This is a genomic window from Nocardioides immobilis (assembly GCF_003515065.1).
Lineage (GTDB): Bacteria > Actinomycetota > Actinomycetes > Propionibacteriales > Nocardioidaceae > Nocardioides > Nocardioides immobilis.
In genome coordinates this window covers 18,102-43,190 of record NZ_QXGH01000024.1, presented here as the reverse complement: position 1 = coordinate 43,190, position 25,089 = coordinate 18,102, and the positions used below count along the sequence as shown (strand labels likewise).

The window sequence follows — 25,089 nt, the reverse complement described above, 5'->3', positions numbered from 1 at the left end:
GGGCAAAAGGTCGGAGGCAGGGGCACTGCGGCCTTCCGATCGAGAAGGCCTGCCACAACTCGTGGTCGGATCGAGCACGCCTTCTGCGCAGCCCTAACCCGCTACCAGCTTCACAGCGTGGCGATCCCCACCGCCTCGAACGCCGCCTCGACAGCCGTGATCTTGCGGTCCTGCTCATCGGTCGGCAACGTGCGGAATAGCGTGCGCGCACTGGTGACCACGGCCCGTCGACTGTCGGCGAACTGCGAAGTGCGCGACAATCGCTGGGTGAGGGCAAGGTAGAAGACGGCAGCCACCTCGGGCGAGGTGAGCGTCAGTGCGCCCGCCTCGTCCTCCGCGGTGAGCATGTTGAAGGCCGCCTTGTTGTGAATTCCGCTGTTGATGTGCACGCCGCCCCAGTCACCGGCACGAGTGTTGGGTAGCACCTTGAAGTCGTCCATGTGCCCCGGCTGGCCGAACGCGGGAGGATTCGACAAGTCGCGGAAGGGCCGGTCTCCGGGAAGGAGCTTCTCGCCCAGCAGCCAGTCCCACGTGCGGGGATCCTCGTTGCCGTAGTTGGCGATGATCGTCCCGAAGATGTCGGAGTAAGACTCGTTCAGCGCCCCCGGCTGGAAGGCGTACTCGAGCCGCGAGGTGTGGTCGGTGACGCCGTGGAACATCTCGTGCGCGACGATGTCGATGTTGGCCGACAGCGACATCAGCACGTCGCCTCGCAGCACCTGACCGTAGACCATCTGGCGCCCGTTCCAGAACGCGTTGACCCACTGCTTGGGCCCGGGGCTGGAGTCGGCCACGACGCAGTTGACCGTCGAGACCATCACCCCGCCACGGTCGTCGATGTTGTTGCGCAGCAGCACTGTCTGCATGAAGTCCGACACGGCCACCGCATTGGCGTGGGAGCTGACCGCGGCCGGCTCCCAGTCCGGAGGGTTGACGATCGTGTCGCCCGGAAGCCGGGCACTGTCGACGGAGGGATCACCGAAGCTGAAGTCGTAGGTCTCCACGTTGTGGACCGGATCCCTGAGGACGAGGCCGTTGCCTCCGTCCTCCTTGTTGGCCAGGAAGGTGCGTTCCTCACCGAAGGAGTCGACGGCTGTCTGTTCCTCGCCCGCGGTCATGCTCGGCGTCCGTGGCAGCACGACCACGATCTGACGGGCGTGGGCGTCCACCACGTAGTCGACGAACCGGGGCGGCTCAAGGTCGCTGCCCCGGTCAGCCTCGGGCTCTGCCGTGCGGTCCAGCTTCACCGGCACATCCTCGAGGATGTAGACCAGCCGCCACTGGGACGTGCGAGTGTCGAAGTAGAAGCTGAGGACTGGAACCACGCCGGTCAGCGTGGGCACGTAGCCGTCGGGCGCAGTAGCGGCCGCCTCGAGCGCCTGGGCGGGCGAGACGGCGGCAACCGGGTCGACACCTTCGGGGTCACCGAGAACGGAGTCCATGCTGATTAGCTTGTTGGCCTCGTCGAGTTCGACGGTCACCAACGAGCCGTACACCGGGATGTCGTGCAGCGTCTGGCGGAACTTCACGATGCGCGTCGCGGTGAGCGGCACGGTCTCGGTGGAGATCGTCTTGAACTTGCTGGCGGTCCCGTAGACACCCGGCACGGTCATGGACGGCACCGCCTCGCTCGCCAGCGCCTGCTGCAGGTACCGACGAGCGACGGTCTCAGGATCCAGGTCGCTCTCCGCCACGACCGCCTCCGGGATGAGGCCGGGCTGGGCATTGCGCTCCTCACCTAGCTGCTCGATCGCGCCGGACGAGGACTCGTCAAGGGCGTGGAGGGACAACGTGGTCATGCCGTTGCCGGCGTCCTGTCCATTGGGCATCAGATACTCCTCGAGAGTGGTCAGACGTGCGGATTGGTGGAGCGCTCGGTCTCGACAAGGTGCAAAACATGGAGCGGGTGCGGCGAGACCCGGAAACCTACAGACGCCGCAATCGCGCGCTCCGCCGCGTCCTCGCCGACGAACACGCAGCTCGCGGCTGACACATCGGCGCGATCTCGGGCGAGCTCGAAGAAGGCTGGTTGGGACTTGTCCAGGCCCTCGACCGAGCTGAACAGGCAGAGGTCGGTATCGACCAGGGCCTGGAGTCCTGACTCGCTGAGCAGGTCGTTCATCATCGCCGCCGTGGCGTGGCCGGTGTTGGAGATCAAGCCCACCGCCAACTCGACGTCGTCGCCGCCCGCGGCCCGCAGCCGGGCCATCACATCCGGGACGAACGGGTATACGGCCAGCCGGGCAACGAGTCCAGCTTCGAAGACCGGGCTCGCCAACGTGTCGCCGATGTCGAAAAAGACCGCCCGATTTTCGGCCATTCCTCCCCGCCTCTCTCCGCTTTTCATCATGGCACTGGTTCCGGCTGTAGAGCCAGACCGGTTTGGACCTGGTGGCGCGCGGGCGGACAGGCGGGCGTCACTTCGCCGCCTGTCGGCGCTTTGGCATCCGGTCATGCAGACGGGAACGGGTTTCGTCGTCGAACTGGAGCTCGGACGCCCCGGCGCTTGTCGACGGACACCGACCAGGACAGGCTCACGCTGGCCGTCGTCGGGCTTGTGATCGCCGTCGGGCTCGTCCTCGTCGCGATCGGGCTGCTGTTTTGGGCGGAAACCCCGTCGAACACGGACTTCGAGCAGCTGATCGAGATCGCCCGGAACGACGGCTCCCGCGCCCAGGTGGCGGCGGACACCTCTCTCAACCGCAACACCTGCAGTCTGGCCCTGCTCATAGCTGCCCTAGCGGCCACGCGCGAGCAGTACTACCCACTGAGGCAGGAGCAGTACGACGCAGCACTCGCCGCGGCAGGTGCCACCGCCGAGGCTGACAAGCGAGCGCAGGAGCAGTTGCGTGACCTTGCCGCCGCGAAGTTGAAGGTCGTGAACGGCCAACTCAACCAGTACCTCACCGCGCTGCAGCGCGTCTCCGACCTGACCTCGTTTCTCCGCAGCCGTCGTCGGTATAGCCCTCGTCCGCCAACCATCTGCGGGCTCGCCCGCGTTGGCGGTCGTTCGAGAACGTGTGCCAGCGGGTGATCAGCCCGGGGCGTTCGGAGAGTCTTTCCTTGAACCGCCGGAAGGCGCCGCTCCCGGCGATCGCCCGGGCGAGCCGATCGGCGAAGTCGGCGTCGTCGAGATCCTCGATGAACCACTCCATGTCGCGGTAGCCGGGGCGCGATCCTTCGGAGTCGACCCACAACCACCGGTTGGGGTCGTCATCGTACTCTTCGCCAATCTCCCCGACTTCCTCGGCGTATTCGATCGCCGCCTGGGGCCACACCTCACCCGTGCGCAGGTCAATCCGCCCGCCCCCGTGGATAGGATCGCCCTCCAGGATCATCGACAACTCCTCCAGGTCCACCGGCAGCGGGCGAAGCATCGGAGCCGGGCCGGTGCCAAGGGCCGCCTCAAGGGCGTCCGCCAACTCCCGGTCCCCGTCCCAACGCCGCTCCCCCAACGCAATCACGCATGCGCGCGACAGTTCGACCGATCCGTCGGTCCCGCCCCGGACGGCCGCCACCAAGCCGTCGCCGATGAGCTGCAGGGAGTCGGCCGGCCAAGGCGCGGCGTTCAGGGCCGCAACCAGACCTTCGACATCGCCGCGGAGCACGAGCGAGCGCAGCTGCGTCAGCGCTGCACGATCCATCGTGAGCCCCGTCAGTCTTTCGCCAACGTCCGGTCACGATCATCGACGAGGTCGCCGCGCCGTCGAGAGATCAAGAGACCGGGATCTCCGACCCGGAGCGAGCCGTAGGTCAGGTTCAGGTCGATTCCCGCCGCCCTGATCAGCGACTGCGCCCGCTCCGAGACCGACCCGGTGATGTCGAAGTGGCCGAGCAGGTCCTTGCCGGTCATCGGCGATCGATAGGAGCCGATGGTGCGGTTCGCAGTAGCGATCACCCACGCGACCGCACCTGCGCCGCGAACCGGCGATCCCTTGCGACGGAACAGCTTCGGGTTGTTCCGGGCCGCCCGCGCGAGGAAGCGCCGCATCGCCGTACGGTGCTCGATGTCGAGCATCGCGTCAGCACAGGCGTCACATTCGTCAATGATGGCCTGCACCGTAGGCCGGATCTCCTCGTCGATGCCGGCCCACTGGAACTCCTCGTCGGGAAGCGGCTCGGCGTCGAGCTTCATCAACGCGTCCACGCCACCGACCTCGTCAGCGATGTACTCCAGGTGGATCTCCTCATCGCTGAGATCCTCGAGCCGCTGGGACTCGAAGAGCGCCTCGGCGAGCCCGGCCATGGCCTTCTGCCGGTCGCTGTTGATCAGCTGCAGATACTCCGGCTCCCACTGGTCAACCGCGGCCAGGGTCTCCTCGGTCAGGTCGCCGCGGATGCCGTTACGGTCGTGGCAGTAGCCGATGTAGGCGCGCACCAGGTCCGGAAGCTTCGCCAGGTACGCCGGCTCGGCGATCACCTTGCGCGGGAACCAGTCCGCCAGCAGCATCTCCACGGTCACCGGGCTCCAGCGGAACGGGTCGCCGGTCGCGTACGACGTGCCGAACCACAGCACGCTCCCGAGCAGGTCCCGCTCGTCGGCGTGGTCCAGCGGGGCGCCGTACGACGATGCGAAGAACCCCTCCGCGATCGCAGCGCGCTCTTCCTCCGGCCACTCCCGTCGGTCCGGAGCCTTGCCCCCGGTGGGCAGCATCCGCAGCATCCACTCCACCAGCGGCCGGCACATCGGCCAGCTGTCGGATGTCAGCGGCGGGTACAGCTGGGAGCCGAAGTCGATCGCCGCCTCGACCACCGCACGCGTGGTGGCTGGGTCGGTCCGCGTCAACGACTGGTCCGCGTCGTCGATCATGGTCCCCATCTTGATCGCCAGGTCCTCCAGCGGCTCCGGGACGATGAACGCGTCCTTGACCACCGTGCCGAGGTTGTGGTCGACGTACACCAACGCTGACAGCGCATGCCCGGACGGCAGGGTGACGCCGAGCAGGTAGTCGTCGCCGTCTCCGAGCACGTGGGTCATGAACCACACGTCGGGATCGATCCGCGCCCGGTCGAGCCCCGTCAGCCAGTCCGGCATCGGCTGTCGGCGCGTCTCCAGCTCTCGGACGATGCGCGCGGAGAGGACCTCGTCGACGCTCAGCGCCCGGATGGCGGTCAGCGCGGCGGTCGTCTCGGCGTACGACGTCCCGATGAACGAGTCGACCAGATCATTAAGACCCGCCCGCTGCTCGTCAGGAGCGAACGGGTCGCGACCCCGCGGGTCCGTGACCTCCAGGAACCCGCTGATGATGGCCAGGAAGTCCAGCGGCTCCCCCGAGCGCAGGGCCTTGCGCAGCGTCTGGAACAGCTCCTGGTCCTCCGGGCCGCCGTCTGCACGCCTCGGCTGCGACGAAGGGCGTCGTCGCTGCGGCTGCCGTCCCCGACCGCGTCCATGCTTCTTCGGCACAGGCACGACCCTACGAGCCGGGACACCGGTCTCGGACTGCGGCCCGAAAATCAGGTGCGCCAGTCGACTGACGGCCGCACCATCGGAGTCATGCCAGGCCAGGAGGAGCCCGACGACCTCAGCGAGCTCGAGAGCGCGCAGTGGAATGCTGCGAGCTCAACTGTCCGCGCCCTGGCCGAGCGGGCCATGAACGGCACGCTCGATGACGACGACGTCAGCGCCACGCTCGCTCAGCTCCGGCAGATCCCACTTGATCACGAGCGCTTCCTCAACGCCATCCACCCACCGCGGGATGCCGGCGAGTACGCCAACGCGCTCATCGGCATCATGAAACGGATCCCCGACGGATGGGGACGCTGGATCGAGTGCGATCGCGGCTGGTTTCCGCTCGTCACGGACCTCGACAGCAAGCTCGCCGGCCTGTGCCCCGAGTACACGCTGCACCAGGTCAAGGAGAAGTACGGAACGCTCCGCTACTACGCCGACCCGTGCGGGAGGCACCGCCACATCGACGACGATTTCGAGGAGCTGATCCGGCAGGCAGAGGCGCAATCCGCGAAAATCTGCGAGGACTGCGGCGCTGACGGCAATCACTGCCGCTCCGGGCGCTGGTACCGCACTCTCTGTTCCGCATGCATCGAACGGCACCTCAAAGAGGGGCGCGGGCGGTACGAGCCGGTCGCGCCCCGGCCATAGGGACTGTTCTCAATTGCCGACGGGCAGGCTGCGGATCCGAATGTTGTCGTTGGTGAACACCACGATGGCGCCGGCATCCAGGTCTTCAGCGATGTATTCGAGGTTCCCGAGCAGCGTGGCGGCGTGGTGCTCCGGACCACGGTTGCCTTGCCGAAACAAGACGAGGCTGGGCAATGCGGCACCCTGTCTCGCGAGGAGCTCGCCGAAGTCGGTGTCCGCGGAGACGAGAACTCGCTCCTCGGCGCGAGCGGCGTCCAGGACTTCCTCGTCAACGTGTCCGCCAAGGCCGCGCTCTGAGACGTGAGCGACGTCGTGCCCGGCGTCTGCCAGCAACGCCACGAGCCGCGCACTGATGCACTCGTCGAGGAGGAACCTCACGCCGTGGTGCGCAGCGGAACCTGCCGCTCGCTGACCGCGGCCGCCGCGAACTCAAGCGCTGCGCGTACGTCGGCAGCAGACAGTTGCGAGTAGTCGGCGACGATCTCGTCGACCGAGCGTCCCTGGGCGACGAGGCCGACGATCGTGGCAACCGGAATCCGGGTGCCACGAATGCAGGGCACACCGCCCATGATGCGGTGGTCGGCGACGACGCGGGACTCGGACATGGATCGAGTGTAGGCCGGCAGTACCGCCCTGCGAAGGATCGCTGTCATTAGCCAAAGGGGCGGCGCTACTGCGTCTCGCCCCCGGCAAGCTCGGAGAGCCGCCTGGCGATCTCAGCGTCACGGTCGGCAGCGGCGTGCTGGTAGCGCATCGCCGCGCCGGGCGTCGAGTAGCCGAGACGTCCCATCAACTCCGCGAGCGTGGCCTGGGCTCGCCATCCTTTGGGCTACCGCCGCTTTCGGCCGCAAGCGTAACATATATGGTACGCTCGCCGCGAGGAGATGAGGATGATGACGAAGCACACTGCGTTCTGGGACGACCTGGCCCACGATCTTGAAGACCCGGAGTTCCTGCGGGAGTACATCGCGGAGTCGATGCGCATCGCAACGATCGACGCGATCGTCAACGCCCTCGACGACGCCCGCGAAGCCGCTGGACTCTCCAAGGCGGAGCTCGCCCGAGCTATCAAGGCCGAGCCAGCCACAATCCGGCGGCTCCTCTCCTCTACCAAGACGAACCCCACTCTCGGCACCCTCGCCGAGGTCGCGGCCGCTCTCGGCCTACGGATCACTCTGGAGCCGCTGCCGAAGGATCAGCGCGCCCAGGTCACCGCTCCGCTCCTCGATGGGCGGACCGCCGATCCGAACAAGTTGGCAAGGCATCTTGACGAGCTGCGAACCACCAAGGCGAAGGCGTCGGCCTGACCCTCACGCGAGCGAGCGGGGGTTCCCCTTGCGGTACTCCTCGCCGAGGACGCGGACCTCGGCGTAGTCACTCTCCGAGAGCACAGTGCGGAACGGCTTGTCGCGGCCGTCAATCACCGCGAGCAGCGGCTTCGCCTCACCTTTGGCGTCGTAGTCGAGGAGACAGAAGAGCCGATAGTGGTGCCGGCGCGGGCCGTCGATTCTCAGCTCGAACCACCCGCTCATATCGCCCCTCATGGCCTCCCAGTAGCCGCCGCCCGCGAACCGTTTCGGAGGCGCGGTCGCGACGGCAATCAAGACGGCACGCATCTTGGCCCGTACTGACGTCGGATAAGAGTCGAGCGCCGCACGCCCAGGAGCAGCCTGATGGGGGTCGTCCTCCCTGTGTCGCTTGAAGAACACGATCTCGTGCTCATCGTCGGCGGACGGTCCGGTGCACACGGCCGGACGCTTCGGCGCCGCCTTCTTCTGCTTGCGTCGATCGCGGGGGGCCGGGCTCACCGATCGCCATCGTTGTTGCGAGCACCAACAGATCCAGCCATCTCCGAGAGCCGGCGGGCGATCTCGGCGTCCCGGTCGGCGGCGGCGTGCTGGTAGCGCATCGCCGCGCCAGGAGTGCTGTGACCGAGGCGTCCCATCAGCTCGGCGAGGGTCGCGCCGGTCTGGGCGGCGAGGACGGCACCGGTGTGGCGGAGGTCGTGCCAGCGGAGGTCCTTGCGGCCGGCGGCTTCACGAGCGGCGTAGTAGACCTTGTAAAGCGTCGATGGCTGCATGTGCCGGTTGGTGTTGGCCGATGACGGGAAGACGAGCGAGTCAGGCTCGGAACCGACGTAAGTGAGCAGGTGGTACTCGACCGTAGGCATCAGATGGGGCGGGATGGCCACGTCGCGGATCCCGGCGTCGGTCTTCGGCGGTCCTACGATCATCTGTCCGCGCACACGGACCACCCCTCGTCGGATCTGGATCCGCTTGTGCTTCACGTCGATATCACCGCGTCGAAGCTCGGCGAGCTCGCCGAACCGCATCGCGCACCAGGCGGCTAGGAGAGCCATAAGCCGGTACTTGTCCGGGAGGTTCTTCACGAGAACCTCGAGCTCCGCAAGCGTGGCTGGCTTGACCTTGTGGGCGGGCTTCACGTTTCCAGCTCCGCGGATATGGGCGGGGTTGAACGCGATGAGGGGCTTCGGTCTTGTCGATGCGGCGGTGCCGAGAATCGTGCGCAGCAGGCTATAGGCGTGCGCCCGTTGAGACTCACGGCCCGGCGCAGCCGTTTCGTACCAGTCGTTGACGTCATCGACCGAGATTTCGTCAATCGGCATTCGCCCGAAGGTCGGGTACAGCGTGCCGTCGAGGATGTACTGGTAGTGATCTCGCGTCGTCGGGCGCAGTGGCTGCCCCTTCGTCTTGCGCGTGCTGAGCCATCGCTGCGCATACTCCTCGAAGGTCGGCACCGCCCTCTTGGCCACGCTCCGATCGACGATGTCCGGGGCCCACACGTTCAGCTGGATCTCGGCGCGGCGCGCCGCCAGCCACGCGATCGCGTCGTCCTTCGAGTCGAAGGTGGAGGGCGGTCGATGAAGCTTCCCGTCGGGACCGATGTAACCCGCCCGGTAGCGACCCGACGGCCGCAACTCGACTCGACCGAAACTACGGCGCGTCTGCTTCTTCCCCGAGGTTGAACGCGACACTGGGAATCACCCTGTCTCTTCCGCCCCCGCTGTTCCCGTTGTTCCCCGAACACACTGGAAGTGATTTGGGAGGATCCCAATACACACTGGAAGTGGTTTGGCAGGGAACTAATCAGGAACAACGAAGGCCAACTTTGTCCGTTAATGTCGACGCCTGTCACAACGCCTGCGATGCTCAGAACCCCCATTCTATGGGGGTTTCACGCTCATCGGAACCGACATGAGGCCGAATTTTCGGGTCCCGCGTCCAGGGGGTTCAAACCCAGTATCGCCCGCTAAAACATGTGGCCCTCGACCTGCGGAACGCAGATCGAGGGCCTTTTGTAGTCCGTGCCGACAGACCGCACCAAGGTGATCGGACTACATACCCGATCAGGTGTCGTACCTGACTCCGAGTAGTCGCCGGATCGCGGTGGCGTCTTCGTCGCGGTGCCGCAGCGAGGCGACCGTCAGATTGGTTCGTGTTCCTTCGCGGGGGCGTTGGGCTCGGACCAGAGCCCGTCGAACGGTTTGGATCAGGTGAGGGTGATCGCTTCGCCGCCCCATGGTGTGGCGACGTCTCCCTCGTGGAACCGCTCGGGAAGCTCTTCGATCATGTTCCAGGTGGCTCCGAGCCGGCCGAAGCCGACGCAGAAGGCGCAGTAGCTGCCCAGTTCGACGATCTGCTCCTCGCTGAAGTGCTGGCGCAGGTCGTCGTAGACGGCGTCGTTGATGGCGAGGTGATCGGTGGCGAGCAGTTCGCCGTAGCGGATCGCGGCGCGCTCGGCCTCGCTCAGCTCGTTCGACTCGTACGGCTTCTCGAGCGAGCAGACGAGCTCCTCGGTCAGGCCGTCGGCGATCGCGCCGGGGTAGCGGACCGCCATGCAGGTGCGGCACTGGTTGAAGAACGCGATCCGCAGGCGGACGAGCTCGAGCAGGCGGTCGGAGAGCAGGCGGTCGGTCCAGAGCGCGGCGTGCAAGCCCACGATCGCCCTCGCATGTGAGGGGCGATGGGCGTGCACGCGGAGCAGGCCGAGCTCGAGCGGTGTCCTTTGGTCGGCGGCGACCAGCTCACGCAGTTCGGGGTCGAAATCCTTTACCGGCACCATCGTCAAGCGGGTTCCGCTCAGGTCTGTCTGGCTCTGGTCTTCTGTCAGCATGCGCGTCTCCACCGCTTGGGCCGGCGTATCCCGGGGATTTGAACTGATCTCAGTTAGATTAGGGATGCAGCCCACGTGCGTCAATGACCTGATGTACGCGGGTAGGCAACAAGGCCAAACGCTCACGTCCCGGTGCGCCGGTGTGTGGGTTCCAGCGCGTCATCAGGTCGGTCGTCGCCGTCCCGTGTCAGGCGTTCGCCATCGACTGCCAGTCCCTCAGTCGTTCGGCGATCAGCTCCGCGCGCCGGTCCCCATCGCTTCCGTCCAGGATGGCCATGTCCCCAGGGTCCGCGCGCAAGTAGACGCCGGCGGTGCGCGTGTTGAGCCCTGGGTCGGTCTCCGAGCGAGTAATCCAGTACCCGGTGGCGCGATCGGCGGATTCAAGGCGGATCTCAGCGGTTCCGTGCAGCCGCGGCGCGTCGCGGTGCCGAGGCCGCTCGCCGTTCCAGTAGTAGAAGATGCTGGACGGGTCCTTCTTCTCCTTCGACGCTTCGCTCCAGTATCGCGACGACAGCGTGCCGTCCTCCTGCCACGCGCGGCCATTGACCTCCAAGGTCCCGAACCGGTCTCGAGAGATCCGCAGGAGGCTGACCGCCGACGGCTCGTCCTCGCTGCGCTCCGTCAGGGAGAACTGCCACCACAGGCCTTCCAGGTGCGCAACACTGCCCTCCGCCTCGATCGCCTGACGGAGCTTCTGGTTGATGGCCCTCATCTCGGCCGCGGTCATCGCCTCGCCGTACCGCACGCAGGTCAGACCCAGGAGGTCGCTCGGCAGCTTGGCGCCGTTGGCGTGGAGGATGAACGTACGGCGCATGCCGAGCGCCCCGCCGAAGAGGCCTGCCTCAAACACCACGTTGTCCCGTGGAGAGGCCTGTCCCGAGCCGTTGGAATCGGGTGAGGGCGGGCTACCGGCAGTCCAGTCATCCTGCGCGAACACGAACGCGGCGAAGTCCACCTCACGGGTGAGTTCGACGAGCCGCTCCAACGTGGATGTCCCGGGGCTGAACGAAGTGGTCCACGGCTCGACGTGTGCGACGTCTCCGAGTCCGCGCGTGAGCGCCTTCAGCAGCTTCTCCTGCTTCCCTGAAGAACCAAGGAAGATGCGAGGCTTGTTCATCCGTTCCTCCCGACAAGTCTTTGCGCTACCAGGACCTGTCCTATCACGGCCCATCCTCCGCTGACGTCTACTGAAACCCGTAGCAGCGGGCCGGACACGAATGTTGTCTAGCCTCCGGTACATGGATCTCTCATGGGTGAATTCCCGTCGGGCCTTCGCCGACGCCGCGGAGTGGTTCGTCAGCACCGCAGCCCTCGTCACTGAGGACGGCTGGACCAGCCCTGGCCTGGGCGAGTGGGACGTCCGCAGCCTGGTCGGTCACACAAGCCGTTCGCTTCTGACGGTGGAGGCGTACCTGTCTCGCCCCGCCGAGGCCATTGAGGTCGAGTCGGCGGCGGGATACTTCCAGGCGACACGGGCCATTTCCCTCGGCGCGGATGTGGCGGCGCGTGGACGCGAAGCCGGCGACGCGCTCGGTGAGGACCCGGCTGGCGCGGTCGCAGACATCGCCGCTCGCGTCCTCCCACTGGTCGATACCCACGACGGCAACGAGCTGATCACGACGATCGTGGGCGGGATGCGGCTCAGGGACTACTTGCCGACCCGCACGTTCGAGCTTGTCGTCCACACCGCCGATCTCGCGACGGCCCTTCACCTGCCGCCAGACGTGCCCGCGACGCCTGCGGCACAGGCACTCGAGCTGGTTGCTCAGCTCGCCGTCGCGGAAGCCCTCGCCGGACCGCTCCTGCTTGCCGCCACCGGCAGGCAAGGGCTTCCGGCTGGATTCACCGTGCTGTGACGCCGCTCGGCTACTGCCACCCCAGCCAGCAGGACACCTTCACGGCCGCCTCACAGATCTGTCGGTGATCCGATGCGCCTATGCGCCATCCCGGCCGACCGAGTAGCGCAACACCGTCATGCCACCTTCGACTTGGGAGGAGATGGGGTCAAGCTTCACCGCGGTTCCGCCAGGGTGCTCGAAGAGGCGAACGCCGTCGCCGACGAGAACCGGTGCGACGTGGATGATGATTTCGTCCAGAAGACCGGCCTCAAGACATTGCCGGGCGACGTTGGCGCCCAGGACCACGACATTGGCACCCTTTGCCGTCTCCTTCGCGAGCGCCACGGCCTGCTCGATCCCCAGCTCGATGAACCGTCCGGTGACGCCCTTCACGACGGGCGGATCCGAGGGTGGATCGTGCCGCAGGACGAAGAACGGCCCACGATAGGCACCGCCGTAGAAACCGGGTTGGACCCGGTCCTCAACATCCTGTGTTCTCCGGCCAACGAGCAACGCGCCCGACGATTCCACGACGTCACTGACTGTCTGGCTTGCCCCGCCTTCGACGCCGAAGACCCACGACATGTCGTCGTTCGGCCCTGCGATGAAGCCGTCGAGGCTCATCATCGTGTGCCATAGAAGCTTGCCCATGCCTGTGCTCCTCGCATCGGTTGTCTGATCTTGGTCACTCCGCCGTCGACGGGTGGACCCTCAGTCGCTGCAGGCGACGGGCTCGTCGACCGGTTCCGGCTCCTCGGTGATCACGCCGACCCGGCCACGGGCGAGGACGAAGCCGGCGAGGGCCAGCGACGAGATCGCGGCAATGAGCGCACCGAGGTGGAGGCCGGTGGTGAACGCCGCCTCGGCGGCGGTCACCAGTGCCTCCCCGGCCGCCGAGGGCAGGCCGGCCGACACCTCGAGAGCACCACCGAGGGTGCCCTGGGCTGCTTCGGTCTCCCCCGCAGACAGCGTGCCGGGCAGGTCGTCGTCGATGCCGCGGCGGTAGACCGCCACACCGATGCTGCCGAGCACCGCGATGCCGAGGGCGCCACCGACCTCGGCCGCGGTCTCGGAGACGCCGGCCGCGGCACCTGCCCGCTCCGGCGGGGCGGACCCGATGATCAGGTCGTTGGTGAGGGTGAAGGCCGGTGACATGCCGAGCGAGAACGCGATCGAGCCCAGGACGATGAGCGGGAGCCCGGAGCCGGCCTCGATGCCCAGGAGCACGCCGAACCCGAGGGCGGCCAGCACCAGCCCGCCGCCCATCAGCCAGGCCGGGTCGATCCGGCGGGCCAGGATCGGCGTGACGTTGGAGCCCACGATGAACGACAGCGCCCACGGCAGCGTCCACAGCCCTGCCTCGAGCGGGGTCATGCCGAGCACCAGCTGCAGGTACTGCGGGATGAACAGGAAACCGCCGAAGACGACGAAGATCCCGATGCCGTACGTCGCCAGCGCGGCGCTGAACGCCGGGATCCGGAACAGCGACAGGTCGATGAGCGGGTCGGCCAGCCGGCGCTGGCGTCGTACGAACACGAAACCCAGGCCCAGGCCCGTGAGTGCGGCGACAAGAGCGGTGGGTGTCGCCCCGTCCTGCGCGACCCGCTTGAGCCCGTAGACGAGCGCGAGCATCGCGGCCAGCGAGAGGGCGGCGCTGGGCAGGTCGGCGCGGCCGGCGTTGGGATCGCGGTACTCCGGCAGGAGCCGCGGCCCGAGCACGAGCAGCGCGACCATGACGGGCACGTTGAGCAGGAACACCGCGCCCCACCAGAAGTACTCCAGGACCACGCCGCCGAGGACCGGGCCGACCGCCGCGCCGGCCGAGAAGCTGGTGATCCAGATCCCGATCGCGGTGGACCGCTGCCGCGGGTCGTGGAACATGCTCCGGATCAGGGAGAGCGTCGACGGGGCCAGCGTCGCGCCGGACAGGCCGAGCAGCGCCCGGGTGGCGATCAGCATCTCCGGCGAGGTGGAGAAGGCCGCCAGCACCGAGGTGACCCCGAACGCCGCGGCCCCGATCAGCAGCAGCCGGCGGCGACCGATCCGGTCGCCGAGGCTGCCCATCGTGATCAGCGAACCCGCGATCATGAACCCGTAGATGTCGATGATCCACAGCATCTGCGCGCTGCTCGGCTGCAGGTCGGCGCTGAGCTCCGGCACGGCCAGGTGCAACACGGTCAGGTCCATCACGTACAGCACGCAGGCCAGCGCGATCACAGCCAGGCCCAGCCACTCGCGTCGCCCGGCCCGTGCGGTCGTGCTGGTGGGCTCGGTCATCGATCCGTCCTCTCGTCGCGTCCTTCGATACTGACCGCTCCCGCCGACATAGCTCATCGGTCGCCGGCGACTCCCGACCGATCAGTTCTCCCGCGCTCGGCCGTCGACATCAGGTAGCAACCCTGCGACCTTAGGAGACACCGTGGAGACGACCGAGACCCGACCGGCGAGCCCGATCGGCGCCGATGAGGCCGAGTTCATGAACGTGGCGCGCAGCGGTGACGCGGGCAGGTTCGCGTTGCTCACCGAGCGCTATCGACGCGAGCTGCTGGTGCACTGCTACCGGATGCTCGCGTCGTACGAGGACGCCCAGGACCTGACGCAGGAGACGTTCCTGCGGGCGTGGGCGAAGCGGGAGTCGTTCCAGGGTCGGGCGTCGCTGCGCACCTGGATGTACCGGATCGCCACCAACGCCTGCCTGGACTTCCTTGAGAAGCGCCGGGACCGGACGCCGGTCCCCATCGAGCTGCAGGGCGACGGCGGCACAGGAACCGAGGTGCTCTACCTCCAGCCGTGGCCGGACAGCGAGCCGGACGGACCGCACGAGCGGGCGGTGGCCAGGGAGACCATCGAGCTGGCGTTCATCGTGGCCGTCCAACACCTGCCCGCGCGGCAGCGCGCCGTACTGATCCTCCGCGACGTGCTCGGCTGGCCGGCCCAGCAGACGGCCGACACCCTCGAGCTCACCCTCGCGTCGGCCAACAGCGCCCTCCAACGGGCCCGGGCCACCATGCGCGAGCACCTCCCCGACGGCCGGCTCTACTGGAGCGCGCGAGCGAAGCACGAGCTGAGCGCCGACGAGCAGAGGCTGGTGTCGGCGTACGTCCGCGCGCACGAGACACTCGACATCGACGGGCTGACCGCACTGCTCCGCGCGGACCTGCGGTTCGCGATGCCCCCGGAGCCAGGCGTCGTCTGGGTCGGCCGCGAGGCAACCGTCCAGAGCTGGATCGACGGCGGCTTCGGCCGGGGCGACTACGTCGACTGGAAGTGCCGGACCACGACGGCCAACGGCCAGCCGGCGGTCGCGGCGTACCTGCGCCGGCCCGGATCGCAGGCCTACGAAGCGTTCGCCATGGACGTGCTGCGCGTCGAGGACGGGCTCGTCGCCGAGATCGTCACCTTCGGCAGCGACGTCTTCGAGTGGTTCGGGCTGCCCCCGCGGCTGGAGGCCAGCTGATCCAAGCGCCGGCCCGGCGGCGAGCACCGCTCAGTGGAGGATGGACCACATGTCACACGTGAAGCGTTTCGACCACATCGGCATCACCGTCGCGGACCTCGACTCGGCGACGGCGTTCTTCGTCGGGCTGGGTCTCGAGGTCGAGGGCACCGGATCGGTGGAGGGCGAGTTCGTGGAGACCGTCTGCGCCATCCCGGGCGCGCGCTGTGAGATCGCGATGTTGAAGTCGCCCGACGGAGCCCGGCTGGAGCTCGCAAGGTTCGTCACCCCCGACCACCTGCCCGGATCGCCGAAGGCGATGGCCAACGAGCTGGGACTGCGCAACGTCTCCTTCGAGGTCGGCGACCTGCAGGCGGCGGTCGACGCGGTGGCTGCGGACGGGTACGGGCTCGTCGGCGGCATCGGCGAGTACGAAGGCAGTGTGCGGATGGCCTACGTGCGCGGGCCGGAGGGCATCGTCGTGTGCCTCTTCGAGCAGCTCGGCTGACGCACGCCATTCCGCGTTCGCGCTGATCAGACGGAGGTCGCAGAGCATGAGCGTCGCGAGGGAGCCCGTGGCATTCGAGGTGTACGACGACGGCGTCTACTTGCACGGCACCAAGGCGGATCTCGCTGTCGGCGAGCTGCTGGTGCCTGGCCGCGAGTCGAACTTCGAGGAGGGTCGGGTGATGAACTACGTCTACTTCACCGCGACCCTCGACGCCGCGACCTGGGGCGCCGAGCTGGCAGCCGGTGCGGGCCGCGGGCGCATCTACATCGTCGAGCCCACCGGCGAGTTCGAGGACGACCCCAACGTCACGGACAAGAGGTTGCCCGGGAACCCGACGCAGTCCTTCCGCACCCGCGAGCCACTGCGCGTCGTCGGCGAGCTCGTCGACTGGGTCGGTCACTCCCCGGAGAAGGTGCAGGCCATGCGGGACGGGCTCGATGCGTTGAGGCAGCGGGGCGCAGCGCAGATCGAGGATTGAGCCGAGTTCTGCGCAGAGTCGAGCGCGACGAGGAGCAGGTGCGCAGCGTTCGTTCTTGAGGATGATCTTCGGGTCGCTCGTGCAACTTTCCCGTGGCGAACCGGTATCTATTCACCGTGAGAACTTCTATGCCCGTGACGGGCCGCGCCGTACTGACCGCCACCGTTGCCGCGTTCGCGCTGGTCGCAATCCCTCATGCCCAGGCCGCAGCACCGCCTCGCTGCCAGGGCGAGACCGCGACCATCGTCGGCAGCGCCGGTCGCGACACACTGACCGGAACGAACGGTCGTGACGTGATCTGGGCCGGAGGCGGGAACGACCGTATCTCCGCACGCGATGGGAACGACCTGGTCTGCGCCGGCGCTGGGACCGACCACGTCCACGCCGGCAACGGCGCCGACCGGATCCTCGGCGAGGGCGGCGACGACGAGCTCGACAGCGGCACCGGCCACGAAGACCGGGTCGACGGTGGCACCGGCGCCGACACCCTGATCGGCACCAGCGCCGGCGCGCAGCTGGACGGCGGCTTCGGCGACGACGAGCTCACCGGCAACGAGGAGGGCGTGATCCTCCTCGGCGGCGCCGACGACGACCGGCTCCTGGCCCGGTGGGTCGGCCTGGTGCTGCGGGGCGGGGACGGCAACGACTTCATCGACGGATTCTGGGGCCGCGACTCCGACGTCAGCGGCGGGAGCGGCAACGACACGATCGAGACCGGCGGCGGCCCCGACGGGCTCCCGAACAGGCCGGTGCGCGGTGGCTCCGGGGCCGACACGATCCTCGGGCAGGGCGCGCGCGACTTCATCGACGCCGGGCCGGGCAACGACACCGTCGACCTCGGCGAGGGCGAGGGCGGCTGGGCGCTGGGCGGGACCGGGAACGACACCCTGACGACCGGCTCCACCAGCGCGACCTTGCTGCGCGGCAACGACGGCAACGACACGCTCACGCTGACCGAGATCCACTCGGCGGCCGACGGCAGCGCCGGCGCCGACACCGTGAACGGCAGCCTCTGGGACGACCAGCTCGGCGGGGGCGACGGCCCCGACCTGATCCAGGCCGGCGAGGGTGACGACACCCTGACCGGCGGTGCCGGCGACGACGACCTGTTCGGCGAGGAAGGCGTCGACACCTGCGCCGGCGGGAGCGGGTACGACGAGTGCGACGGCGGTCCGCTCGGCACATCGGAGCCGAGCTCGGAGGACCCGGACCTGTGCCGGTCCGACGTCGAGGTCAAGCGCAACTGTTGCGCCGAGAGCGCGGCCTGGTCCGGCACCGCCGACGGCACGCTGGTCCACTCGGGCGGCGTGACGGAAATGTGGTCGGCGACGGTCGAGATGGACGAGCTTGCGGCCGGCTACTACTGGGCGGGCGACGCGGACATCGCCTGGCGGGTCGGCGGCACTGACGACGCCGGCTGCACCTACGACGGCGCCGCGAACCTCGACGGCCGCGCGGAGCTGGCGATCTTCGACTGGGAGGGCATGTACTCGCTCAGCCTCTGGCGCACCACCGTCCACGTCGAGGTGACGGTGGACTGCCCCAACAGCGCCCCTGAGACCGTGCTCTACCGGCCGATGAACACCAACGCCGCGGAGGCGGACGACCAGCCACTTCCGGAGGCGCCCGTCACGGAGCTGGCAGGTACGGCGTCGTACGTGCCGCAGCACGCCCCGGAGGGCGAGGTCACCTGGAGCTGGAGCCTGACGCGGGGCCGTTGACCAGCGCCAGGGCTGCGGATCCGCGCCACCCTCGGATGGTCCCAGGTGTGGCGCGGACCCGCATGACATCAGTTCCAGTTGACCTCTTCGCAGTCCAAGGCGACGAAGTCGCCCGGGTCCGCCCAGGCCACGTCGTAGCCCGACCCGCACCCGATGTCGTCGAACCCGCCGTAGTCGGCGAAGACGGTGTCGTTCCCACGGCCGGCACGCAGGTAGTTGGAACCGGCCCTGCCGTCGAGGGTGTCGGAGCCGTCGAGCCCGTACAGTTCGTCGTTGCCGCCACCGCCGTTGAGGTAGTCCGACGACGTGCCGCCGTAGGCGATGTCGCGGCTGCCCCCGGCCCAGACGGTGTTCGAGCCGGTGCCGGCTTTGATGATGTCGAAGCCGGCGCCGCCGTACACGGTGTCGTCGCCGCCCCGCGCGTCGATGTCGTCGTCGCCGTCCAGGCCGCACATGACGTTGGCCGCGTCGTTGCCGTTGAGGGTGTCGGGGCCGACAGTGCCGGTGTAGGCCGGCTCGCAACTGGCGGCGTCGGCCGAGGCGATGGGCCCTACGACCGGGAGCAGCGCACCGGTGGCGGCTGCGGCGAGGGTGGCGATCGCGACGGCGGCCCGACGCTGAGTGATGGTGTTCATGAGGTCCTCCTGGGAGCTCGAGGGGTTGGTTGACCTCACGGTTCGGCTAAGACGCGCTCAGCGCGTCCGGCAATCCCCTTACTTCCTCGCGGCCACGGGGAGTACGGCGGTGCGCGGTTCGCGGGCGATACCTTGGGGCCGTGTCCCGCAACCGGACCCTTGCTTGCGTCTTCGCGCATCCGGACGACGACGCGTACGGGGTTGCGGGCAGCGTCGCTCGGCACGCCGACGACCCGGACTTCAGGTTCGTCCTGATCCACGCCACGTACGGCGAGCACGGGGATATCCGGGACGGATTCCCCGCCACCCGCGAGACGCTGGGGTCCATTCGCCGGGGAGAGGACGAAGCCGCGTGGCGAGCGCTGGGCCGGGTGCCTGACCGTCACGAGTGGCTCGGCCTGCCGGACGGTGGCGTCGCGGAGGTTCCCTTCGATGACGTCGTGGCGGCGGTCTCGCGGATCCTCGACGAGGAGGATCCCGCCGTCGTCGTCACGTTCGGGCCCGACGGCATCTTCGGGCATCCCGACCACATCGCGATCGGTGCAGCCACCGATGAAGCCTTCGCGCGGCTACGCTCCGGCGACAGATCCGGCTTCCAGCGGCTCGCGCATGGTGCGGTCCCGCAGTCGGTGTTCGAGCGGTGGAACCGCCAGCGGGTCGAGCTCGGTCTCTACCCCTTCGACCCGACCCTCACCTACCACATGCGCGGTGTCCCGGACGAGCAGATCGGGATCACCGTCGACTGTCGGGAGTCCGCAAGCCTCATCGTGGCCGGCCTTCGCGAGCACAAGACCCAGCTGCACGTCATGTCCGACGACCCGACGAACACCGCCCAGTGGGAGCGGCGCGTCGGGCGTGAGTGGTACGCGATCGCCTGGCCCGAGCGCGAACCCGCTGCGCCCATGCTGACCGACCTGTTCGAAGGCCTCCCCTGACTCGCCTGCGCCACGCGGACGCGGCGCGTCAACGATGAGGGACGGATCGCGGCCGAGGGGAGAAATGGGCGCCTGCTTCCGTAAACCAGGTCTGCCCGATGCGCGTGAAACAGGCGTCACGAAAGGCGGACATCATGAACCGTTCCCAGCACATCGTCCTCGCGCTCGTCGTCACCCTCACGGCGAGCATTGCTCCGGCCACCCGGGTCGCCGCAGCCGCCTCAGCGCCGACGACGTCGGCGTCAGCCTGCGAGGCGGCGTGGGGGTCGCTGGTGAAGAAGCGGGCCTCCTACACCAGCAAGCAGATCACCAACGTTCGATCCGGACGGCACCGCTGCTTCGACAGGCTGGTGATCGACGTCAACGGGACGGGCAGGGGCGAGGTGGGTTACCAGGCCAGGTACGTCGAGAACGTCACCGAGGACGGGTCCGGGGCCAATGTGTCCCTCCGCGGCGGCGCGAAGCTACGCCTCATCGTCAAGGCGCCTGCCTACGACGACAACGGCGGCCTCACCTACACGCCCGCGAACTGGGACGAGCTCGTCGACGTCGCCGGCTACCGGACCTTCCGGCAGGTCTCATGGGCCGGGACCCACGAGGGTCAGACCACCATCGGCCTCGGGGTCCGCGCCAGGCTCCCGATGCGCGTCGTCGTCCTGAACGACCCGGACGGTGGGCGCCGCGTCGTCGTGGATGTCGCACACCGGTGGTAGCGACACCGGCGACCGGAGCGGGTCGCCATGGTCGAGGGCCGGCTTCTCGCGCCCGTCGTCAGGCGGACTGCCGGTGCACAGGCGGCTGGGTCCGCCATGCATCGGCGAACGTGGAGGCCGGCTGCGGCTTCGCGATCAGGTATCCCTGGATGAGCGGGCAGCCGAGCTCGGCGAGTGCCCGCCGCTGCTCGACGGTCTCCACGCCTTCAGCGACCACGGTGATGTTGCACGCCGCCGCCAGCCGGACCACGGCGACGAGGATCTCTGAGTCGACCAGGTTCTGCCCGAGCCCGGCGGTGAACGACCGGTCGATCTTGACGATGTCGACCGGGAACCGCTTCAGGTAGGAGAGCGACGAGTACCCGGTGCCGAAGTCGTCGATGGCGACACCGACGCCGAGCGCCTTCAGCTCCTCGAGGGTCGTGATGGTCAGCTCCGTGTCGGTCATCATCCCGGTCTCGGTGATCTCCAGGCAGAGCTGCTGAGGCGGGAGCCCGGTACGGCGCAGGATGTCAGCTACCTCGGCAACGACGCTCGACCGGCTGAACTGGAGCGCGGAGAGGTTCACGTTCACCTTCAGAGGCGTCCGCTCCGGGTGGGCGATGGTCCATTCGCGGGTCTGCCGGCATGCCTCCTCGAGCACCCACGCGTCGAGCCGGACGATGAGGCCCGTCTCCTCCGCGACCCGGATGAACTGCAGCGGCGTCACCACGCCGCCAGCCGAGTTCCACCGCACCAGCGCTTCCGCTCCGACGATCTCGTTCGTCACCGTGTCGACCACCGGCTGGTAGTAGAGCTCGAACTCACCGTCGTCGAGGGCCCGGCGCAGCGCCGCCTCCAGCTCGAGACGAGCCCGCGGATCCTCGGCGGCCGCCGGAGCGAACAACCGGAAGCTGCCTCCGCCCGCCGACTTCGCGACGTACATCGCGGTGTCTGCTGCCGCGACGAGCGACTCGAGGGAGTCGGCGTGGTCCGTCGTCGCGACCCCGATGGACGCGCTGACGAACACCTCGTGTCCGCCGATGACCGAGGCCTTCGCCACGTCGGCCAGGATCCGCTCGGCGACAATGACCGCCTGTTGAGGGTCAACGATGTCCTCCAGGAGGATGGCGAACTCATCGCCGCCGAGCCGCGCGCAGGTGTCTTCGGGACGCAGGTTGCGTCGTAGCACGGAGGCCACGTGGACGAGCAAGTCGTCGCCGATCGGGTGACCGTAGGAGTCGTTGATCAGCTTGAACCGGTCCAGGTCGAAGACCAGCAACGCGTGGCGGGACTTGTGTCGGCGCACCCTGACGAGTGCGTGCTCGACCCGGTCCTGGAAGAGGCGTCGGTTCGGCAAGCAGGTCAGCGGGTCGTGGAAGGCGAGGAAGGACAGCTTCTCCTCGAACGACTTGCGCTCGGTGATGTCGTGCAGCACCAGGGCGACACCTGTGTGCGGAGCCGGTAGCCCCGCGGCCGTGAACGCGACGGGGATCCGGTTGTCGGCGACACGCAGTACGGCGTCTTCGTCACGGACGCTCTTGTCGGACCCGGACAGCGCCGACAGCTGGAGCCCACCGCTGGACCGCTCGATCGAGAAGACGTCGTCGGCGACCTGACCCAGCAGGCCGTCAGGATGCCTCAGGAGCGCGCACGCCGCAGGGTTCGCGAACGTGATGACGCCCGCCGAGTCCAGAGCGAGGACGCTCTCGGACTGACCGTCGGTGATCGCTGTCATGTGGGCGAGCAGCTTCGCGTTGCGCAGTGCCTCCGCGCCGACGTTCGCGAGGGTGGTCAGCGCGTCGCGCTCGGCGTCGAGCCACGTGCCGCCGCCGACGCGATCAGTCACCCGAAGGTCGGTCTCCTCGTCGATCTCGACGCGCAGCTCCCCCGAGACCCTCGGCTCCTGCGGGGACACGTACGTCGCCACGTCGGCGTGCAACACCTCCCTGGCTGCGGCGAGCAGATGCTCACGCACCGCATCGGGGTCCCCGGAGCTGCGGACCGCGACGACGCCCATCTGCAAGGCCTCGGCCGCGAGTCGTCCTTGTCGCTGCACCACGACGGCGACGTACGCCGCCTCGATCGTCCAGCCGAGGGCGATCGCCAGCACGGCAGCCCCCGGGTGGTCGCGGACCACGACACCGGCGACGACGCCCAGCAGGAGCGCGCCGAAGGACGCGAGGCCGCGGGTGCGCCACTGGTCCCACAGGCCGGCGAGGACCGGCTCCCCCACCGCGAGCCGCACGATCCCGGCGACCGCGAGCGACGAAGCCAGCGCGAAGACGAGACCGCCGACACCGCAGGCCACCAGCGCGGCTCCACTGACCGGTGCCGAGGTGTCGGAGGTGATGAGCCCGGCGGCCGCGTAGCCGGCCAAGCTGGCCAGGACCGTCTGCCCGACGTTGAAGACAGTCTTGATCGGCGTCCGTCGCGCGGCGAGGTTGCCCGCGACGGTGGCCACCAGCACCGCGACTGCCACGTCGAACGGGCCGAGCATGAGGATCATCGGCGGCAGCAGCGCCTCGTCCAGGTGGTCGGACTCCACGCTGCCGTGCCGATGCACGAGCCGGGTCGGCCGGAGATGCGTGTAGACGAGCAGCAGCGTCAGGACCGCGAACGTGACGGGATGGGTGAAGGCCGTCGTACCGCCGAGGAAGGCTGCACCGACAGTCGCCGCTGCGGCTGCGACGCCGACGGCGAGACACAGGGCCGTGAGACCTGACGGAGACAGGACCCTGCGGGTCCTGGCCGGCGTTTGCCTCATGCTCTGGCGCTCCTCATGTCGGTTGTGGCGTGCGTCGGATCCGCCGCCGGTCAGTTCCAGGCCGCCGACCAGAACCCGGTCGATGCCCAGCCACCCGCGTTCCACGCTGCCGAGTTCCAGGCTGCCGAGTTCCAAGCAGCGCTGCTCCACGCGGTCGAGTTCCAGGCCGCCGAGTTCCAGGCGGCGCTGTTCCACGCGGCCGAGTGCCAGTCGTAGCCGTTCCAGGCAGCGCTCGACCACCTGTACGCGTTCCAAGCCGCGGACTGCGTGTCGGTGTCGGCACCCCAGGGCGCCGAGTTCCACGCCGCGCTGTTCCACGCCGCGGAGTTCCACGCCGCGCTGTTCCAGGCCGCGGAGTTCCATGCGGCGCTGTTCCACGCCGCGGAGTTCCACGCCACGGTGTCGCGGGGCGGACCACCGGCGTGGACCAGCGAGCCCTCGGACTTGAACGGCGACCCGGATCCGTCGGAGCGTCCCAGACCCTGGTTCGCGACGGGGCCGGTGGGAGCGGCGAGCAGCGCCCGGATGTCGAGCGCGCCGGCCCCCTGGGCCGTGGCCGCGACGCCCGGCAGCGGGGACGCGGTGGTGGTCAGCAGGCCCTTGACCTGGTTGTTCGTCAGGCCTGGGCGCTGCTGCAGCAGCAGGGCGGCCGCGGCGGAGACCTGCGGCGCCGAGAACGAGGTGCCGGATCCGCGGAAGTAGATCGGGTCGACCCGCGACGCGGGGAACTCGGTGTCCGCCGCCGACCCGAGCGCGCGGGTGGAGACCAGGTGGGCGCCGGGGGCGACCAGGTCAGGCTTCGCGACACCGGCGGAGGTCGGGCCGGTCGACGAGAAGGAGGCGACGGTGTCGTCGCCGGAGTCGACCGTGGTCGCGTCGTCGGTCGAGCCGACCGTGATGACGTACGGGTCGTCACCGGGCTTCGTGATCCCGCTCGCGCCGGCGTTGCCCGCAGCGACCGTGACCACCATGCCGGCGCGCCACGCACCCTCGACCGCGGCGTTGAGCGGGTCGATCGTCCAGCTCTGGGTGGAGTCGGTGCCGAGGGAGAGGTTCAGGACCCGGATGTTGTCCTTGACGGCGTGGTTGACCGCCCACTGGATCGCCGAGATGACGCGGATGACGTCGCTGGAGCCGTCGGCGCCCGCGACCTTGAGGGAGACGAGGTTGACCCCCGGCGCGACGCCCTTGACCGCACCGTTGGAGGCGTTGCCCGAGCCGGCGATGATGCCGGCGACGAAGGTGCCGTGGCCGAAGCTGTCGGTCGTGTAGCTGCCCTCGCCGGAGAAGTCGAATCCGTCGATGACCCTGCCGGCGAGGTCGCCGGTGTTGCTGATGCCGGTGTCGACCACGGCCACGCCGACGTTCCTGCCGTCGAGCCCGCTCGCCCACGCGCTCGGGGCGCCGTCGACCTGCGGGTACACGGCGGAAGCCTCGTGGCTGCCGGCTCCCCAGTCCGCGTCGGTCACGGTGACCTTGGCGTTCTCGGAGACCTGCAGTCCCGAGGCCTCGAGGGCGTCGACCTGCTGGCTGGTGAGGTCGGCGGCGAAGCCGCCGATGATCGGGAGGTTCTGGTAGCCGGCGGTGTCGGAGGCCAGGTCCCTGGCCTCGCGTACGTCGGGGCGCGACCCGGTGACGAGCACCGTGTGCGTTCCCGTCTCCGCAGCGGACGCGCCGGAGGGGGCGGCAGGGGCCGGCCCTCCCAGCATGGGCGCAGCCACCAGCGACAGCACGGCCGCCAGAAGCGCGGGTGCCGCCGACCTGACGCGATGCGAGCGAGAACGCATGCTCGGACTCCCCCTCTTTCCCCGGGCACGCAACGGTCATCAGCGATGGCTGATG

25 protein-coding genes and 1 pseudogene are annotated in these 25,089 nt (G+C 68.6%); 9 read left to right on the top strand and 17 right to left on the bottom strand.

Annotated features, from left to right (window positions below; translation table 11 throughout):
• Positions 1–110: 110 nt before the first annotated feature.
• From D0Z08_RS19345 to D0Z08_RS19330, 4 genes are all read right to left on the bottom strand, one after another.
• Positions 111–1,829, bottom strand: a complete 1,719-nt coding sequence (locus D0Z08_RS19345) for a M4 family metallopeptidase (RefSeq protein ID WP_118926902.1) — start codon at positions 1,827–1,829, stop codon at positions 111–113.
• 20 nt (positions 1,830–1,849) lie between these two features.
• Positions 1,850–2,320, bottom strand: a complete 471-nt coding sequence (locus D0Z08_RS19340; protein ID WP_118926901.1) for an HAD family hydrolase — start codon at positions 2,318–2,320, stop codon at positions 1,850–1,852.
• Between the two features lie 583 nt (positions 2,321–2,903).
• On the bottom strand, positions 2,904–3,644 hold the full coding sequence (locus D0Z08_RS19335) for a UPF0158 family protein (RefSeq protein ID WP_118926900.1): 741 nt from the start codon (positions 3,642–3,644) through the stop codon (positions 2,904–2,906).
• An 11-nt stretch (positions 3,645–3,655) separates the two neighbouring features.
• The gene (locus D0Z08_RS19330; RefSeq protein ID WP_118926899.1) at positions 3,656–5,404 is read right to left on the bottom strand and encodes a hypothetical protein; all 1,749 of its coding nucleotides are present in this window, start codon (positions 5,402–5,404) and stop codon (positions 3,656–3,658) included.
• A gap of 186 nt (positions 5,405–5,590) precedes the next feature.
• Here D0Z08_RS19330 and D0Z08_RS19325 point away from each other — a divergent pair, with 186 nt between their 5' ends.
• Positions 5,591–6,100 carry a hypothetical protein gene (locus D0Z08_RS19325; protein ID WP_147381476.1) on the top strand — a complete coding sequence of 170 codons (510 nt, stop codon included), beginning with the start codon at positions 5,591–5,593 and terminating at the stop codon, positions 6,098–6,100.
• 9 nt (positions 6,101–6,109) lie between these two features.
• Here the strand turns inward: D0Z08_RS19325 and D0Z08_RS19320 are convergent, their stop codons facing one another.
• From D0Z08_RS19320 to D0Z08_RS33450, 3 genes are all read right to left on the bottom strand, one after another.
• Positions 6,110–6,478, bottom strand: coding sequence for a DUF5615 family PIN-like protein (locus D0Z08_RS19320; RefSeq protein ID WP_118926897.1), 369 nt, complete (start codon positions 6,476–6,478; stop codon positions 6,110–6,112).
• Complete coding sequence (locus D0Z08_RS19315; protein ID WP_118926896.1) at positions 6,475–6,705, bottom strand: DUF433 domain-containing protein; 231 nt, start codon at positions 6,703–6,705, stop codon at positions 6,475–6,477. Before D0Z08_RS19315 ends, D0Z08_RS19320 begins: the two co-directional genes overlap by 4 nt.
• Positions 6,706–6,770: 65 nt before the next feature.
• Positions 6,771–6,893: a hypothetical protein gene (locus D0Z08_RS33450; protein WP_281271754.1), complete on the bottom strand. Its 123-nt coding sequence runs from the start codon at positions 6,891–6,893 to the stop codon at positions 6,771–6,773.
• 97 nt (positions 6,894–6,990) lie between these two features.
• On the opposite strand from D0Z08_RS33450, the gene D0Z08_RS19305 reads away from it, so the two are divergent.
• Complete coding sequence (locus tag D0Z08_RS19305; RefSeq protein ID WP_220454261.1) at positions 6,991–7,407, top strand: helix-turn-helix domain-containing transcriptional regulator; 417 nt, start codon at positions 6,991–6,993, stop codon at positions 7,405–7,407.
• Positions 7,408–7,410: 3 nt separating this feature from the next.
• Here the strand turns inward: D0Z08_RS19305 and D0Z08_RS19300 are convergent, their stop codons facing one another.
• The 5 genes and pseudogenes from D0Z08_RS19300 to D0Z08_RS19285 form a co-directional block, all read right to left on the bottom strand.
• Positions 7,411–7,848 carry a hypothetical protein gene (locus D0Z08_RS19300; protein WP_118926996.1) on the bottom strand — a complete coding sequence of 146 codons (438 nt, stop codon included), beginning with the start codon at positions 7,846–7,848 and terminating at the stop codon, positions 7,411–7,413.
• Positions 7,849–7,904: 56 nt separating this feature from the next.
• Complete coding sequence (locus D0Z08_RS19295; RefSeq protein ID WP_220454260.1) at positions 7,905–8,873, bottom strand: tyrosine-type recombinase/integrase; 969 nt, start codon at positions 8,871–8,873, stop codon at positions 7,905–7,907.
• 48 nt (positions 8,874–8,921) lie between these two features.
• A pseudogene (locus D0Z08_RS33825) lies at positions 8,922–9,095 on the bottom strand (hypothetical protein); the annotation flags it as partial.
• A gap of 515 nt (positions 9,096–9,610) precedes the next feature.
• Positions 9,611–10,309, bottom strand: coding sequence for a carboxymuconolactone decarboxylase family protein (locus D0Z08_RS19290; RefSeq protein WP_245994147.1), 699 nt, complete (start codon positions 10,307–10,309; stop codon positions 9,611–9,613).
• A gap of 112 nt (positions 10,310–10,421) precedes the next feature.
• The gene (locus tag D0Z08_RS19285) at positions 10,422–11,351 is read right to left on the bottom strand and encodes a TIR domain-containing protein (RefSeq protein WP_118926894.1); all 930 of its coding nucleotides are present in this window, start codon (positions 11,349–11,351) and stop codon (positions 10,422–10,424) included.
• A gap of 121 nt (positions 11,352–11,472) precedes the next feature.
• On the opposite strand from D0Z08_RS19285, the gene D0Z08_RS19280 reads away from it, so the two are divergent.
• A complete protein-coding gene (locus tag D0Z08_RS19280; RefSeq protein WP_118926994.1) occupies positions 11,473–12,090 on the top strand; it encodes a maleylpyruvate isomerase N-terminal domain-containing protein in 618 nt (205 codons plus the stop codon).
• Positions 12,091–12,168: 78 nt separating this feature from the next.
• Here the strand turns inward: D0Z08_RS19280 and D0Z08_RS19275 are convergent, their stop codons facing one another.
• Both D0Z08_RS19275 and D0Z08_RS19270 read right to left on the bottom strand, forming a co-directional pair.
• On the bottom strand, positions 12,169–12,723 hold the full coding sequence (locus tag D0Z08_RS19275; RefSeq protein ID WP_118926893.1) for a dihydrofolate reductase family protein: 555 nt from the start codon (positions 12,721–12,723) through the stop codon (positions 12,169–12,171).
• 60 nt (positions 12,724–12,783) lie between these two features.
• Entirely contained in the window at positions 12,784–14,349 is a 1,566-nt protein-coding gene (locus D0Z08_RS19270; RefSeq protein WP_118926892.1) for an MFS transporter, read from the bottom strand.
• A 142-nt stretch (positions 14,350–14,491) separates the two neighbouring features.
• Here D0Z08_RS19270 and D0Z08_RS19265 point away from each other — a divergent pair, with 142 nt between their 5' ends.
• The 4 genes from D0Z08_RS19265 to D0Z08_RS19250 all read left to right on the top strand — a co-directional run bounded on the left by D0Z08_RS19265 (position 14,492) and on the right by D0Z08_RS19250 (position 18,218).
• Positions 14,492–15,529: an RNA polymerase subunit sigma-70 gene (locus D0Z08_RS19265; protein WP_245994138.1), complete on the top strand. Its 1,038-nt coding sequence runs from the start codon at positions 14,492–14,494 to the stop codon at positions 15,527–15,529.
• A 49-nt stretch (positions 15,530–15,578) separates the two neighbouring features.
• A complete protein-coding gene (locus tag D0Z08_RS19260) occupies positions 15,579–16,016 on the top strand; it encodes a VOC family protein (RefSeq protein WP_118926891.1) in 438 nt (145 codons plus the stop codon).
• A 46-nt stretch (positions 16,017–16,062) separates the two neighbouring features.
• The gene (gene arr / locus D0Z08_RS19255) at positions 16,063–16,497 is read left to right on the top strand and encodes an NAD(+)--rifampin ADP-ribosyltransferase (RefSeq protein ID WP_118926890.1); all 435 of its coding nucleotides are present in this window, start codon (positions 16,063–16,065) and stop codon (positions 16,495–16,497) included.
• Between the two features lie 128 nt (positions 16,498–16,625).
• On the top strand, positions 16,626–18,218 hold the full coding sequence (locus D0Z08_RS19250) for a calcium-binding protein (protein WP_118926889.1): 1,593 nt from the start codon (positions 16,626–16,628) through the stop codon (positions 18,216–18,218).
• Positions 18,219–18,286: 68 nt separating this feature from the next.
• Here D0Z08_RS19250 and D0Z08_RS19245 read toward each other — a convergent pair whose 3' ends face one another.
• The gene (locus D0Z08_RS19245; protein ID WP_118926888.1) at positions 18,287–18,853 is read right to left on the bottom strand and encodes a calcium-binding protein; all 567 of its coding nucleotides are present in this window, start codon (positions 18,851–18,853) and stop codon (positions 18,287–18,289) included.
• A 140-nt stretch (positions 18,854–18,993) separates the two neighbouring features.
• Between D0Z08_RS19245 and D0Z08_RS19240 the strand changes: the two genes are divergently transcribed.
• Positions 18,994–19,788 (top strand): PIG-L deacetylase family protein, encoded by a 795-nt coding sequence (locus D0Z08_RS19240; RefSeq protein WP_118926887.1) that lies wholly within the window; start codon positions 18,994–18,996, stop codon positions 19,786–19,788.
• Positions 19,789–19,922: 134 nt separating this feature from the next.
• On the top strand, positions 19,923–20,501 hold the full coding sequence (locus D0Z08_RS19235) for an AMIN-like domain-containing (lipo)protein (RefSeq protein ID WP_118926886.1): 579 nt from the start codon (positions 19,923–19,925) through the stop codon (positions 20,499–20,501).
• Positions 20,502–20,559: 58 nt separating this feature from the next.
• On the opposite strand, the gene D0Z08_RS19230 is transcribed toward D0Z08_RS19235, so the two are convergent.
• Together D0Z08_RS19230 and D0Z08_RS19225 are read right to left on the bottom strand one after the other, a co-directional pair.
• Complete coding sequence (locus D0Z08_RS19230) at positions 20,560–23,247, bottom strand: putative bifunctional diguanylate cyclase/phosphodiesterase (RefSeq protein WP_147381475.1); 2,688 nt, start codon at positions 23,245–23,247, stop codon at positions 20,560–20,562.
• 50 nt (positions 23,248–23,297) lie between these two features.
• Positions 23,298–25,034 carry a S8 family peptidase gene (locus D0Z08_RS19225; RefSeq protein WP_118926884.1) on the bottom strand — a complete coding sequence of 579 codons (1,737 nt, stop codon included), beginning with the start codon at positions 25,032–25,034 and terminating at the stop codon, positions 23,298–23,300.
• Between the last annotated feature and the right edge of the window lie 55 nt (positions 25,035–25,089).